This is a genomic window from Bradyrhizobium sp. WYCCWR 12699, assembly GCF_032144035.1.
Taxonomy (GTDB): Bacteria; Pseudomonadota; Alphaproteobacteria; order Rhizobiales; family Xanthobacteraceae; genus Bradyrhizobium.
The window spans coordinates 703,537-718,154 of the sequence record NZ_JAVTJN010000032.1; the positions used below are offsets into that span (position 1 = coordinate 703,537).

Annotated in this window: 11 protein-coding genes; 4 read left to right on the top strand and 7 right to left on the bottom strand. The window is 65.3% G+C overall.

The genetic code is table 11. The annotated features are described in order from the left end of the window. Positions 1–323 precede the first annotated feature (323 nt). Positions 324–3,833, top strand: a complete 3,510-nt coding sequence (locus tag RPS27_RS18175) for a PAS domain-containing hybrid sensor histidine kinase/response regulator (protein ID WP_212065866.1) — start codon at positions 324–326, stop codon at positions 3,831–3,833. Between the two features lie 114 nt (positions 3,834–3,947). On the opposite strand, the gene RPS27_RS18180 is transcribed toward RPS27_RS18175, so the two are convergent. The 4 genes from RPS27_RS18180 to RPS27_RS18195 form a co-directional block, all read right to left on the bottom strand. Further along, a complete protein-coding gene (locus RPS27_RS18180) occupies positions 3,948–4,616 on the bottom strand; it encodes a hypothetical protein (protein WP_212065865.1) in 669 nt (222 codons plus the stop codon). Between the two features lie 258 nt (positions 4,617–4,874). Then, on the bottom strand, positions 4,875–5,435 hold the full coding sequence (locus RPS27_RS18185) for a cytochrome P460 family protein (RefSeq protein ID WP_212065864.1): 561 nt from the start codon (positions 5,433–5,435) through the stop codon (positions 4,875–4,877). 69 nt (positions 5,436–5,504) lie between these two features. Then, on the bottom strand, positions 5,505–6,536 hold the full coding sequence (locus RPS27_RS18190) for an alpha/beta fold hydrolase (protein WP_212065863.1): 1,032 nt from the start codon (positions 6,534–6,536) through the stop codon (positions 5,505–5,507). 33 nt (positions 6,537–6,569) lie between these two features. Beyond that, on the bottom strand, positions 6,570–6,989 hold the full coding sequence (locus tag RPS27_RS18195; protein WP_211418862.1) for an organic hydroperoxide resistance protein: 420 nt from the start codon (positions 6,987–6,989) through the stop codon (positions 6,570–6,572). 197 nt (positions 6,990–7,186) lie between these two features. Between RPS27_RS18195 and RPS27_RS18200 the strand changes: the two genes are divergently transcribed. Beyond that, positions 7,187–10,027 carry a tetratricopeptide repeat protein gene (locus RPS27_RS18200; protein WP_212065862.1) on the top strand — a complete coding sequence of 947 codons (2,841 nt, stop codon included), beginning with the start codon at positions 7,187–7,189 and terminating at the stop codon, positions 10,025–10,027. Positions 10,028–10,033: 6 nt separating this feature from the next. Here RPS27_RS18200 and RPS27_RS18205 read toward each other — a convergent pair whose 3' ends face one another. Continuing rightward, positions 10,034–10,705, bottom strand: a complete 672-nt coding sequence (locus RPS27_RS18205; protein WP_212065861.1) for a response regulator transcription factor — start codon at positions 10,703–10,705, stop codon at positions 10,034–10,036. 338 nt (positions 10,706–11,043) lie between these two features. Between RPS27_RS18205 and RPS27_RS18210 the strand changes: the two genes are divergently transcribed. After that, positions 11,044–12,669 (top strand): MFS transporter, encoded by a 1,626-nt coding sequence (locus RPS27_RS18210; protein WP_211418742.1) that lies wholly within the window; start codon positions 11,044–11,046, stop codon positions 12,667–12,669. Between the two features lie 59 nt (positions 12,670–12,728). Here the strand turns inward: RPS27_RS18210 and RPS27_RS18215 are convergent, their stop codons facing one another. Then, entirely contained in the window at positions 12,729–13,205 is a 477-nt protein-coding gene (locus RPS27_RS18215; RefSeq protein WP_212065860.1) for a secondary thiamine-phosphate synthase enzyme YjbQ, read from the bottom strand. 105 nt (positions 13,206–13,310) lie between these two features. Next, a complete protein-coding gene (locus tag RPS27_RS18220) occupies positions 13,311–13,856 on the bottom strand; it encodes a hypothetical protein (RefSeq protein WP_409517553.1) in 546 nt (181 codons plus the stop codon). Between the two features lie 359 nt (positions 13,857–14,215). Here RPS27_RS18220 and RPS27_RS18225 point away from each other — a divergent pair, with 359 nt between their 5' ends. Beyond that, the gene (locus RPS27_RS18225) at positions 14,216–14,590 is read left to right on the top strand and encodes an AtpZ/AtpI family protein (RefSeq protein WP_063197865.1); all 375 of its coding nucleotides are present in this window, start codon (positions 14,216–14,218) and stop codon (positions 14,588–14,590) included. Positions 14,591–14,618 lie beyond the last annotated feature (28 nt).

A 14,618-nucleotide genomic window follows, 5' to 3' on the forward strand; every position in this document is an offset into this window, starting at 1 on the left:
GGAGGTCCGGGACGAGCGTAGCTCGCCCGTGGGTCGGCTCACATTGAGCGCAGCGAAAATGTGAGACGGGGTGGGGTGACGGTGTTTCCTCATCCAACAGTGCCCGAGTGGATAGATCACCCACCCCGCTCGCGCTTCGCGCGATCGACCCTCCCCCTCCAGGGGAGGGCAAGTCCCGGCGTCCGCGCTCCGGACCTTAACGACGTCCCCAGTTCCCGCCCTCACCCGGCATTTCGCTGTCGCCTCGCCCCGCCCAACGCGCTAGATTTACAGGGAAAATGAGCTTGGGCGCCGCCGGTGCCCTTTCGAGAAGCGCGTTTCCCATGCTGCACGACTGGGGCGTGATCGCCGCCGCCTTCGGCTATATCGGCTTTCTGTTTCTGGTAGCGAGCCATGGCGACCGCCGCTCGCCGGCCGGGCCCGGCCGTGCCTCCGGGTGGATCTATCCGCTGTCGCTGGCGATTTACTGCACCTCCTGGACCTTCTTCGGCTCGGTCGGCTTTGCCACCCGCACCTCGACCGACTTCCTCGCCATCTATGTCGGCCCGATCCTGATGATCGGCCTCGGCGCAGGCGTCCTGCGCCGCGTGATCCAGCTCGCGAAGGCCCACAACATCACCTCGATCGCCGACTTCATCGGCGCGCGCTACGGCAAGAGCCAGGCGGTGGCCGCGACCGTCGCGCTGATCGCGATCATCGGCTCGGTGCCCTACATCGCGCTTCAGCTCAAGGCGGTGGCGTCCTCGCTGCAGACGATCCTGAGCGAAGACCAGGCCTTCTCCCACATCCCGATCGTCGGCGACATGGCGCTGATGGTGACGCTGGCAATGGCAGCCTTTGCCGTGCTGTTCGGCACCCGGCAGACCGACGCGACCGAGCATCAGCACGGCCTGATGCTGGCGGTCGCCACCGAATCCACCATCAAGCTGGTCGCCTTCCTCACCGTCGGCATCTTCGTCACCTTCTGGATGTTCTCGCCGCACGAATTGATCGAGCGTGCGATGAAGACGCCGGAGGCGGTGCGCGCCATCGATTACACCCCGTCGATCGGCAACTTCCTGACCATGACGCTGTTGTCGCTGTGCGCGATCATGCTGCTGCCGCGCCAGTTCCACGTCAGCGTGGTCGAGAATTCCTCGGATGCCGAGGTCAGCCGCGCGCGCTGGCTGTTCCCGCTCTACCTCGTCGCCATCAATCTGTTCGTGATCCCGATTGCGCTCGCCGGTCTCGTCAGCTTCCCCTTTGGCGCGGTCGATCCGGACATGTACGTGCTGGCGCTGCCGATGGAGGGCGGAGCGGGCCTGCTCAGCGTTGCTGTCTTCGTCGGCGGCCTCTCGGCGGCCACCGCGATGGTGATCGTGGAATGCGTCGCGCTGTCCATCATGGTCTCGAACGACCTCGTGGTGCCCCTGGTGCTGCAGCGGCGGCCCGAGGGGCGCACCGGCGGCGCCGATTTCAGCGACTTCCTGCTGCGCTCGCGGCGGCTCGCGATCTTCGCCATCATGGTGATGGCCTATTTCTACTATCGCGCGCTCGGCAATACCCAGCTCGCCGCGATCGGCCTGCTCTCCTTTGCGGCCATCGCCCAGCTGGCCCCGAGCTTCTTCGGCGGACTGCTCTGGCGGCGCGCCACCGCACGCGGCGCGATCGGCGGCATGCTGGTCGGCTTCGCGGTGTGGCTCTACACGCTGTTCATGCCGAGCTTCATGGATTCCTCGACGTCGGGCATCCTGCTGCTCCAGCACGGCCCGTTCGGCATCGAGGCGCTGCGGCCGCAAGCGCTGTTCGGCGCCGATCTACCCCCGCTGATGCACGGCGTGATCTGGTCGCTGTCGCTCAACATCCTGACCTATGTGCTGCTGTCGCTGGCGCGAACGCCCTCGTCGATTGAGCTGTTGCAGGCCGATCTGTTCGTCCCCAACACGCTCGCGCCGATCTCCCCGGGTTTCCGCCGCTGGCGCACCACCGTCACCGTGCAGGACATCCAGACTACGGTGGCGCAATATCTCGGTCCCGACCGCGCGCGGCACTCCTTCGAGGCCTTCTCCGCGCGGCGCAACGTCCGGCTGGAGCCCGGCGCCCCCGCTGATTTCGAACTGTTGCAGCACGCCGAGCACCTGATCGCCTCCTCGATTGGAGCGGCCTCCTCCCGCCTCGTGATGTCGCTGCTGCTGCGCAAGCGAACGGTGTCGGCAAAAGCCGCGCTAAAACTGCTCGACGATTCGCACGCGGCGCTGCATTTCAACCGCGAGATCCTCCAGACCGCGCTCAACCACGTGCGCCAGGGCATCGCGGTGTTCGATGCCGATTTGCAGCTGATCTGCTCCAACCGGCAGTTCGGCGATCTCCTCAACGTGCCCCCGCACATCGTCCAGTTCGGCACGCCCTTGCGCGAGATCCTGGAATTCATGGGGGTGAGCGATCCGGACCATCAGGCCGACCGTGAGGCGATGATCGAGCAGCGGCTCATCGCCTACACCACCGACAGCGAGCCGTATCTCGAACGCCTGCCGGAACGCCACATGGTGATCGAGGTGCTCACCAACCGCATGCCCGGCGGCGGCTTCGTCATCACCTTCACCGACGTCACGCCCAGCTTCGAAGCGGCGGAAGCGCTGGAGCGCGCCAACGCGACGCTGGAAAAACGCGTGCGCGACCGCACCGAGGAGCTGACGCGGCTAAACTCCGAGCTGGCCCTGGCCAAGAGCACGGCGGAGGACGCCAGCATCTCCAAGACCCGCTTCCTCGCCGCCGCCAGCCACGACATTCTGCAGCCGCTGAACGCCGCGCGGCTCTATGTCACGAGCCTGGTCGAGCGCCAGCACAGCGGCGAGGAGACGCGGCTGGTTGAGAACATCGACGAATCGCTGCAGGCGATCGAAGAGATCCTCGGCGCGCTCTTGGACATCTCGCGGCTGGACGCCGGCGCGATGACGACCTCGATCTCGAGCTTCAAGATGGCCGATCTGATGCGCTCGCTGGAGATCGAGTTCGCGCCGATCGCGCGCGCCAAGGGCCTGGAGCTCGCCTTCGTGCCCTGCTCGCTGCCGGTCGAGTCGGATCGGCTGCTGCTGCGCCGCCTGCTGCAGAATTTGATCTCGAACGCGATCAAATACACCCCGCGCGGCCGCGTGCTGGTCGGCTGTCGCCGCCAGGGCCCGTCGCTCAAGATCTGCGTCTACGACACCGGCGTCGGCATCCCCCAGGTCAAGCGCGGCGAGATCTTCAAGGAATTCCATCGTCTCGAGCAGGGCGCGCGGATCGCGCGCGGACTGGGGCTCGGCCTCTCCATCGTCGAACGGCTCGCGCGGGTGCTCAAGCACGGCATCGCCATCGACGGCAACAAAAGCGGCGGCTCGGTGTTCTCCGTGACCGTGCCGACCGCCAAGGCGATCACCCACACCGCCGCCGTGACCAGCGCGACGCCGCTGGCGCGCACACCGATCTCGGGCACCCTGATCGTCTGCATCGAGAATGACGCGGCGATCCTCGACGGCATGCGCACGCTGCTGAAAGCATGGGATGCCGAGGTGATCGCGGTCGCCGATCCCGAAGGCGCGATCGCCGCGATCGAGACCGCCGGCCGCCGCGTCACCGGCCTTTTGGTCGATTATCATCTCGACCGCGGCAACGGCATTGCCGCGATCCGCGAGATCCGCCGGCGTTTCGGCGACGGCATTCCCGCGATCCTGATCACCGCCGACCGCAGCCCCGCCGTGCAGGTCGCGGCGCGGGACGAAAATGTCGCGGTGCTGAACAAGCCGGTCAAGCCGGCCTCGCTGCGCGCGCTCCTTGGCCAGTGGCGCACGCAGCAGATGGTGGCGGCGGAGTGAGGGGCGCGGCCTGTCAATAGCGGTAACTGCATCGAATGAGGCCCGCTGCCTCGCGACGACGTACGATCGCCCCTTCGTCTGCTTCAGCTTCCGGGAAGTCGCCTGGCCGCCACGTCAATTCGTCGTGGTCTTGCCGCCGCGCATGGACACGAGTTTTTCCTCACGAAATCGGAGAATGAGCCATGCGGTTTCATCGAAACCGTCTGCGAGCTTTCCGGCATGAGAATACACCATCCGGGCAGCGTCCGACTTCGACGGCGGTCCCAACGCCCTGACCACCTCCAAACGCGACATCCCCAAATGCAGCTTGCCGTCGAAGACGAGCGGCCCGAACTTTTCCGGGACGATGGCGCAATCGGTCGAAGCCTCGGTGTCCTTCTCGGCGAGCTCTTCGACAATCTCCGTGACGCGATGGTCCGGGCCGCCCATCTCTCCGCTGGACACGACCCATAATCGATGCTGCGCGCGCCGATAACACAGCCAATAGATGCTGTCTCCAGCATCGCCTCGATGTTGGATGGTCCCTTCGCCCACGGTGTCGCGGACCGCGCCGAGCGGCGTTTCCTCGAAGCGGCCGGCGAACGCGCCTAACGAAAAGCGGGTCGCCAATCTCTTCTTGATCGTCGGCGACACGCGCTCCAACGCATGTCCGTCGACTGGCGGCGGTGGTGCCTGCGCGAAGCAGTCGTCCGCGGGGATCGCGAAAAGGAGAAGCAGCAGGAGGAGCGTCTTTCGACCATCAGCTCCGAATCGTCTCACATTGGAGATTGAGCGCTTCCGCATGGCTCAATTGCTCATCATTCTGTGCTCAAGGCTTTCTTCGCTCGCCCGATCGCTTCCGGTGCGTCGGGATCCCGCGGATCAAGTTTGGAAGCTGCGTCATGATCCGCCAGCGCTTTTTGGAGAAACACTCTTCCGACCCTTGGTCGGGGTCAGAATTCAAATGGTTCATACACCTTCGGTCAGCTTCCCCGGGTCAAAACCGGCAAAGCTCCGAGCGCCGAATGATTCCGCTTGCGCTCCCGCCGGCAGAGGCCCGCATCAGGGCGCCAGCCGCGTGAAGACGTAATCGCGGCTCTTGGCGCGGGCTTCGTGGCAGCCCCAGCAGGTACGATGCTGGGCTTCGTCAACCGGCTTGCCGTTGACGAAGCGGCCAAAGCCCCAGCCGCCGGTCGCGGCGTACTTCCTGGAATCCTTGACCATCACCTGGACCGTGGTGGCGGCGCCGGGAATCGTCGCTGATGCAAACTCGGGCGACTGTTTCCGTTTCCAGGCGCGCTTGACCAGGATGCTGCCGTCCGGGAACGGAAGCTTACCGGCCTGATAGGCGCTGACTGCGGTCTGGTTGCCGACGACGGCGCGAAGCTCGTCGAGCGGGACGGCCTCCTCGGCCGGAGCGATCAACTCCCATTGCCTGTAGCCGGGCGGAATGGTGACGCCGAAGATCGGCGAGGCTTCCGCCGATCTCTGCGCGGGCGCCTCGGCAAGGGCGATTGAAATCAGGTAAGGCACAAAGGTCAGGAGAAGGACGAGAACAAGCGCCGCCAGCGTGATCGCCGTGGCATAGGAGCGCTTCTGCGTTTCAGGTTCGCTGGACGTCATGTCATTTCTGCAGGTTGGGGGCGGCACATCCTCGGTCCAGCCGTGCTGGACCGAGGATCGCATCAATGATCAGATGCCGTCGGCGTCGATGACGGCCTTGGCGAAGTCTTCTGGCGCTTCCTGCGGCAGATTGTGGCCGACGCCGCCGGTGATCAGGCGAAACTCGTACCGGCCCGAGAACTTCTTGGCATAGGCGCTGGGATCGGGATGCGGTGCGCCATTGGCGTCGCCTTCCATGGTGATGGTCGGCACCTCGATGACGGGAGCAGCCGCCAGCTTCTTTTCGAGGTGCTCGTATTTCGCTTCGCCCTGGGCCAGTCCGAGCCGCCAGCGGTAATTGTGGATCGTGATCGCGACATGATCCTTGTTGTCCAGCGCCGCCGCGCTGCGGGCGAAGGTGGCGTCGTCGAACTTCCACTGCGGCGAGGCGAGCTTCCAGATCAGCTTGGCGAAATCGTGCGTGTACTTCTCGTATCCGGCGCGGCCGCGCTCCGTCGCGAAATAGAACTGGTACCACCATTGCAGCTCGGCCTGCGGCGGCAGCGGCATGTTGCCGGCAGCCTGGCTGGAGATCAGATAGCCGCTGACCGACACCAGCGCGCGACAACGCTCCGGCCACAACGCGGCGATGATGTCGGCGGTGCGAGCGCCCCAGTCGAAGCCGGCAACGACAGCCTTCTTGATATCGAGCTTGTCCATCAGTGCGATGATGTCGGCGGCCATCGCCGCGGGCTCACCGTTGCGCGGCGTCTCGCCTGAGAGGAAGTGTGTTGTGCCGTAGCCGCGCAGATGAGGGATGATCACGCGATAGCCGGCCTTCACCAGGATCGGCGCGACGTCGATAAAGGCGTGAATGTCGTAAGGCCAGCCATGCAGCAGGATCGCCACGGGACCGTTCGAAGGTCCGGCCTCGGCATACCCGACATTGAGGACGCCGGCATCGATCTGCTTGATCGCGCCGAAGGACGCGGTCGATCCGGATGATCGCGGCGCTTCCGTTTCGGCGCGTGCGAGGTCCATCACGCCGAGGCCGACGGCGACGGTTCCGGCGGCCAAGCCGAAAAACTTGCGGCGATGCTGGTCGATGATTGGTAGCTTCATGGTCGTACCTCGTGGTGCTTGGTGATCGTTGCGTCAGATCAGCGTGACCGTGACGTCGATGTTGCCGCGAACCGCCCTGGAATAGGGACAGGTCTGATGCGCATCATCGACGATGCCGCGCGCGATCTCGGGGTCGAGGCCCGGCAGGCTGACATTGAGGCGTGCCCGGAGCGAATAGGCGCCGTCGTCGAGTACGAGATCGATCTCCGCATCGACAGCGCATTTCCTGGGAAGCTCGAGCTTGCGCTTGCGGGCGGCGATCTCCATCGCGCCCTCGAAGCAGGCCGACCAGCCGGCGGCGAACAATTGCTCGGGATTGGTACCGATGCCGGTGCCATCAGGCGGCGACAGCTTGACGTCCAGGCGGCCATCAGAGCTGCGCGATATGCCGTCGTGCCGCCCGCCGCTGGTGTGGGTCCTGGCCGTGTAGAGTAACTTCGCCGCCTGCGTCATCATGGTCTCCTCGTCGTCACGCCACTGACTAGCAGCGGCAGCGACGGCACACCCGTTTGGACTTGTGAGAAGTTGTGAGGTCTCGCCTGGCGCCTCACAAAGGCCTGCATCCGCGGTCTGATGCCGATGCAGGAGCGGCCTTGCCGGATCGCGATCATCTGGCTATCGGGTCCTTCCGAAGGGACCAAGATTTCGCCATGACAGAGCCGGCCGTCACCGCGACGGGAACATTGTCGTTCGGGCCATTTTCCGTGACGCCGCATGAAAGGCTCGTGATGCGCGACGGTGTCGCGTTGCCGCTCGGCGCGAAAGCCTTCGACACGCTGATGGCGCTGATGTCGCGGCCGAATGAAGTCGTCAGCAAATGGGACCTGATGGCGCTGGTGTGGCCCGGCATCACCGTCGAGGAGACCAATCTGCGCTTTCACGTCGCAGCGCTTCGCAAGGCGCTCGGCGACGGCAAGGATGGCGCCCGCTACATCACGACGCTCTCCGGCCGCGGCTATTGCTTCGTGGCGCCGATCTCGCAGACAAATATCGCCCCGGTGCAGCGCCTCGCGCCGCGGCTGGAATTGCCGCCCGTGAAACTGCCGAACCGGCTGCAGCGGATGGTCGGGCGCGACGATGCGATCGCCGCCGTCTCCGGCAAGCTCCTCGCCTCGCGCTTCGTCACGATCGTCGGCCCCGGCGGCGTCGGCAAGACCGCGGTCGCCGTGGCGATCGCGCACGACCTGCTCGAATCATTCTCCGATGCCGCGCACTTCGTGGACCTTGCCTCGCTCAGCGATCCCGATCTCGTGATCACCTCGATCCTGCTGATGCTTGGCCTGCCGGCGGAGACCGACGATCCCCTGCCCGCGCTGCTCGCGCATATCAGGGACAAGCGGATGCTGCTGATCCTCGACAATTGCGAGCACGTCATCGCAGCGGCCGCACCGCTGGCCGCGGAGATCTTCCATGCGGCGCCGCACGTCCATATACTCGCGACCAGCCGCGAAGCCCTGCGCGTCGAGGGCGAGCAGGTCTATCGATTGGCGCCGTTCGCCGTCCCGCCCGACAATTCCGGGCTGACCGCCGCCGCAGCACAGACCTATCCCGCACTTCAACTATTCCTCGAACGTGCCGCAGCCGGTGGCGCGCAGATCACACTCGACGATGCAAATGCCGCAGTCATCGCGAGGATCTGCCGCAAGCTCGACGGCATGGCACTGGCGATCGAGCTCGCCGCGGGCCGGGTCGAAGCCTATGGCCTCGCGCAAACGGCCGCACTGCTCGACGAGCGTCTCAACCTGCTCTGGCAAGGCCAGCGGACGGCGCCACCCCGGCAGAAGACATTGCAGGCCACGATCGACTGGAGCTACGGGCTATTGTCGGATCGCGAACGCCTGGTGCTGCGCAGGCTCGCGGTCTTCGCCGGCCATTTCACCCTCGACGCAGCGCTCGAGGTCGTGCCGGACGAGCGCGTCGACCACGCTCATTTGTTCGATGCCGTCGACAGTCTCGTTGCCAAATCGATGGTCGCCCCGCGCCCGATCGGCGCCATGATGCGCTATCGCCTGCTCGACACCACGCGCGCCTATCTGCGCGAGATCGAGCCTGATGACGCGGCGCTCGCCGTCCGCCACGCGACCTACTACCGGCGATGGCTGGAACAGGCCGGCATGAGCTGGGCCAATGTGCCGAGCGCGGACGAACGGGCCGCTCACTTCTCCGCGCTTCACAACGTGCGCGCCGCGCTCGAATGGTGCTTCGGCGTGGGCGGCGATCTCGGCGCCGGTATCGCGCTCGCCGCCGCCGCCGCGCCGATCTTCCTGGCGATGTCCCTGTTGATCGAATGCCGACGCTGGTCGGAACGCGCGCTGCTGGCGATGGTCCCCTCCGCGCGCGGCAGCGCCGAGGAAATGCACATCCAAGCCGCGCTCGGACTGACCTTGATGTTCACCCGCGGCGGCAGCGAAGCGGCGCGCAGCGCCCTGAGCCGGAGCCTTGCGATCGCCGAGGCGCGCGGCGACCAAATCAACCAGCTCCAGCTGCTCGGCCGGATGCATATCTTTCACGAGCGGATGGGAGAGTTCGACGCCGCGCTCGGCTACGCGCAGCAGAGCCTCGCCGTCGCAAGGTCGCTGGGCGATGCGGCCTCGATCGCCCTCGCCCATTCCCTCCTCGGCGTCTCGCTGCATCTGGCAGGCAGGCATCGCGACGCGCTGAAGATGCTGGAGATGGCCTGGCGGGGACCGGGCACGGAACGAATCAGCACGGTCTACGGCTTCGATCATCGCAACCGGGCCGGCATCACGCTGGCCCGGGAACTCTGGCTGCAGGGCCGGCCCGCGGATGCGCTGCAACTGGCGCGGCAGACAGTCACCGAGGCTGCGCAGATGGATCATCCGATCACGCTCTGCATCGCGCTGATCTGGGCGGTCGCGATCGAGCTCTGGAGCGGCGACCTCGACGGCGCGGAGGAGGACATCGACCGCTTCATCGCGCACGCCAATTCGCGCTCGATGGGGCCTTATCTTGCGGTCGGCCGCGGCGTCAAAGGCGAGCTGGCGATCCGGCGCGGCGATGCCGCCGGTGGCGTCGAGACGATCGGGACTTGCCTGCGCGAGCTCCACGATGCCGGCTACGAGCTGCTGACCACGACCTTCAACATCGCGCTGGTCCAGGGCTTGCTGGCGCTCGGACGGTTCGAGCAGAGCGCGCACCTCATTGACGATGCGATCCGCCTGGTCGAGCGGAGCGGCGACCACCTCTACATGCCCGAGCTGCTGCGGATGAAAGGCAAGGTCCTGTCACACCAGCCGGCGCCGCGGATGCAGGACGCCGAGGCCTGCCTGATGCAGGCGCTGGACCTCAGCCGCGCCCAAGGCGCGAAAGCCTGGGAACTGCGGGCCGCGGTCGATCTCGCCGGGCTCATCGGCGAACGCGGCCGGCGCGAGGAAGCGAAGGGATTGCTGCAATCGTCGCTTGAAGGCTTTGCCGAAGGTTCGGAGACGGCGGATATCCGGGCTGCCGATGCGCTTCTGAAGATATTGTAGCGAGGCTCACCCCGTCGGGGTGCCCTGCTTCCACTGGCCGCCGGCGATCTTGGCGGCGGCGATCACCGCCTGGGTGCGGCTCTCGACGCCGAGCTTTTGCAGGATCGCCGAGACATGCGCCTTGATGGTGGCCTCGGAGACCCCGAGCTCATAGGCGATCTGCTTGTTGAGCAGTCCCTCCGACAACATCATCAGGACCCGGACCTGCTGCGGCGTCAGCGTCACCAGGCGGTCGCGCAGGCGCGTCATGTCGGGATCGCTGGCTGCGGACAGGTCGGTGTCGGCGGGAACCCAGACGTCGCCCTCCATCACCTTGAGAATCGCGTCGCGCAAGGTCTCGACGCCGAACCGCTTCGGAATGAAGCCGGAGGCGCCGAAATCGAGCGAGCGGCGGATCGTGGCACCGTCGTCGGACGCCGAGACGATCACCACCGGGATCGCCGGATATTGCGCCCGCAGATAGATCAGGCCGGAAAAGCCCGAGATCCCGGGCATAGAGAGGTCGAGCAGAATCAGATCGACGTCCGAGGTCTGTTCCAGGAGCTTGGTCAGATCCTCGAACGACCCGGCCTCGTCGATTTGGGCCGAGGTCAGGACGCCGGCCACCGCCTGTCGCAGCGCGTCGCGGAACAGGGGATGGTCATCGGCAATGACGAGATGGGTCGAGGGAGCGTTCATCGTTCTCTTGCTGTCGTTCGCGGGCCGGCAGACCGATCCCGGATGAACCAATTCTTCCCCGAGCGGACGTGGCATGCAAGTGCACATTATCCCTTTGCTGCAAAGGGGTTAATCTTGGAATCTCCGTGGCGGCATGCCGTTGCCCGATACCGGACGTCAGCTGCGCGTCAGTGCGCAAGGCCGAAAGTCGTATTGGGGCGGCTTTCACGCCGATGTTACCTTGCGGGCAAGACCTGGGTTGATCCGGCATGTCCGGACATCCGGGGCGCGAGGAAACGCATTTCGGGGAGCGATTCAATATGTCGACGATGGCTGTGTCTCAAGCACGCGCGGGAGGGATGACAAAGGACGAACGGTTCGTCATCCTCGCTTCCTCGCTCGGTACCGTCTTCGAGTGGTACGACTTCTACCTCTACGGTTCACTTGCCGGCATCATCGGCGCGCAGTTCTTCTCGGCCTATCCGCCGGCAACCCGCGACATCTTCGCGCTGCTGGCGTTCGCAGCCGGCTTCCTGGTCCGCCCGTTCGGCGCGATCGTGTTCGGCCGCGTCGGCGACATCGTCGGCCGCAAATACACCTTCCTCGTCACCATCCTGATCATGGGTCTGTCGACCTTCATCGTCGGCCTGCTGCCGAACGCGGCGACCATCGGCATCGCGGCCCCGATCATCCTGATCGCGCTCCGCCTCGCCCAGGGCCTGGCGCTCGGCGGTGAGTATGGCGGTGCGGCGACCTATGTCGCGGAGCACGCTCCGAACGGCAAGCGCGGCTATTACACCTCCTTCATTCAGACCACCGCGACCCTCGGCCTGTTCCTGTCGCTGCTGGTGATCCTGTTCACCCGCAGCGCCCTCGGCGAACCCGACTTCGCCGCCTGGGGCTGGCGCATCCCGTTCCTGGTCTCGGTGCTGCTGCTCGGCGTCTCGGTCTGGATCCGGCTCCGCCTCAATGAATCCCCGATCTTCCAGAAGATGAAGGACGAGGGGAAGAGCTCGAAGGCGCCGCTGACGGAAGCCTTCGGCAATTGGCAGAATGGCAAGCTCGTGCTGCTCGCGCTGCTCGGCGGCGTGATGGGCCAGGGCGTGGTCTGGTACACCGGCCAGTTCTACGCGCTGTTCTTCCTGCAATCGATCCTGAAGGTCGACGGTTACACCGCCAACCTGCTGATCGCCTGGTCGCTGCTGCTCGGCACCGGCTTCTTTATCGTGTTCGGCATGCTGTCCGACAAGATCGGCCGCAAGCCGATCATCCTCGGCGGCTGCCTGATCGCGGCACTGACCTTCTTCCCGATCTTCAAGATGATCACCACCAACGCCAACCCGGCGCTGGAGAAGGCCATCGAGCAGACCAAGGTCGAGGTTGTGGCCGATCCCGCGGGCTGCGGCGACCTGTTCAACCCGGTCGGCACCCGCGTCTTCACGGCACCTTGCGACACCGCGCGCGCCTTCCTGTCGCAGTCGTCGGTCAAGTACTCGACCGCGCCGGGAGCAGCCGGCTCGGGCGTGAAGGTGATGGTCAACGGCAAGGAAGTCGCCTACGCCAACGCCAAGGACGGCAACCCGGCAGTTCTCGCCGCCGTGCAGGCAGCCGGCTATCCGAAGGCCGGCGATGCCGGCATCGTGAAGATGGCGCATCCGTTCGACATCTTCCGTCCGCAGGTGGCCGCGATCATCGGGCTGCTGTTCGTCCTGGTGCTGTTCGTCACCATGGTGTACGGCCCGATCGCCGCGATGCTGGTCGAACTGTTCCCGACCCGCATCCGCTACACCTCGATGTCGCTGCCCTACCACATTGGTAACGGCTGGTTCGGCGGCCTGTTGCCGGCGACCGCCTTTGCCATCGTGGCCTCGACCGGCGACATCTATGCCGGCCTCTGGTACCCGATCATCTTCGCTTCGATTACCGTCGTGATCGGCTTGCTCTTCCTGCCCGAGACCAAGGACGTCGACATCAAGGCGACCTGATCGAAAGCACCGATCTCAATCAACACCAACCGGCCGCGGTTTCCGCGGCCGGTTTTGTTTTATGGGATTGCTGAGCCGACGAATTGCAGCACCACCTCGCGCCGGTGCGGGCGCCTGCGATGCTCGATCAGATAGATCGCCTGCCAGGTGCCGAGTGCGAGCCTGCCGTTCAGCACCGGCACCTGAAGCGAGGCCCCGGTCAACATCGTCTTGATGTGTGCCGGCATGTCGTCCGGGCCTTCGGTGTCGTGGGTCCACCCGGCATTCTCCGGCGCGAGCCGGGACAGCGCGGTCGTGAGGTCGACGAGCACGGAAGGATCAGCGTTCTCCTGGATCGTCAGCGAGGCCGAGGTGTGGCGGATGAACAGCGTCAACGCACCGTCGCGCGCGCGAACCTCGTTGATGAATTTTGCAGCTTCGCCGGTGAGATCGGTGAAGCCATGGCCCGATGTCTGCACCGTGAGCAGTGACGATGAGACGGTGGCGGCCTGCACCGTCGATGGCGCCGAGCGGGTGACGGATTTGGGAGATGTCATGGAAGGTCTCTCAACTCGGAAAGCCGCCGTGCCCAAGATCTTTCCCGATCATTGGAATTGGCGGGCACGCTTTGCTTTGCCGACCCTACGGCATCTCGCTATGAGCTAGATCTTTCCCGACACGTCCTTTTGCACCCGGTTGGCCATGTCGATCAGCCGCCGCCAGGCCTTTTCCAGGAACGACATCACGCGATCGACGTCCTGGTCGCTCGGCAGCGGGATCTCGATCTTGCGCTCGCCCTCTCCGCTCCTCGGCTCGGCTTTCTTCAGCGGGTCGGATTTCGGCAGCGCCTCGTCGACCTTGCCCGACACCGTCGGCCCCGCCGCGAGCTGTCCCTTCAGCTTCTCGACCTCGGCCTGCAGCCGGCCGATCTCGGCATCGAGCGCGGTCCGTTCGTCGGGCACGACATAGCAGGCCCAGCCGGCGCCGTTCTTGCTGCAGGTCGAGACCGTGCCGGTGCGGGTGTCGAGCCGCAGCACACCCTCGGGAATGGGCGTCATGCTGTAGCGACCGTTTTCGCTGTCGGGTGCCGCTGGCGCAGCCTTGAGGCCGCCGCCGATCGCCATCGCCGCGGCAAACGCCGCCGCCGCAAGCCAGGATGTGGTGCAGGATCTTGTGCAGGATGTTGTGGATGATTTCACGGGTCTCATCGCGCTCTCCGCCACGACGTGGAGGTGGCAATCCGGCAAATTCTACACCCCGGCGTGGCGATCCGCCGCCCAAAACGCATACCGGTATCAACGATCCCGGCGGCGTCTTTGATCCCGGCGGCGCGGCGAAAGGCCGGTCGCGTCCGCCGATCCCGAGGCGAGCTGCTGCGGTGCGGCGTCACGCTGTGTGCAGCGCTGCCGTGCACGCCAATATCCCCAAATAAATCAGATACATAAGCGAAAGCGACGCAATCGTGACTTGGCTTGACTTGATTATAGGCCATCAGTATGGTCCGCGCGGCTTTTGAGGGTGGCGGGCGCAATTTCCATTCAGCCGCGGCGTTTCGGGTCTTCGTTGCATGACACAGGGCACGGGACACGGCGAGAATGGGGATCGCGATAAATCGTCCGAGGAAGCTGCGCTTTCCGAACGGCTCGGAAGTCTTGATCAGAGGTTGTCCGAATTTCGCGACCGCCGGATCAAGACCGAGCAACCCGCAGGTGACGGTGGAGACGGAGCGGCCAGAGCCTCGGCGATGGCGCTAGGTTTCCGACTATCCTCGGAGTTGATCGCCGGCGTCGTGGTCGGAGCGGGGATTGGCTGGGGTTTCGACCGCTTGCTGTCGACCTCGCCTTTCGGGTTTATCGTGTTCCTGTTGCTGGGCTTCGTCGCCGGCGTAGTGAATGTGGTGAGAACGGCAGGCGCGGGTCAGAACAGGCGCGGTGGATCATAGCCGATCCGCACCATGAGATTGATCGTGC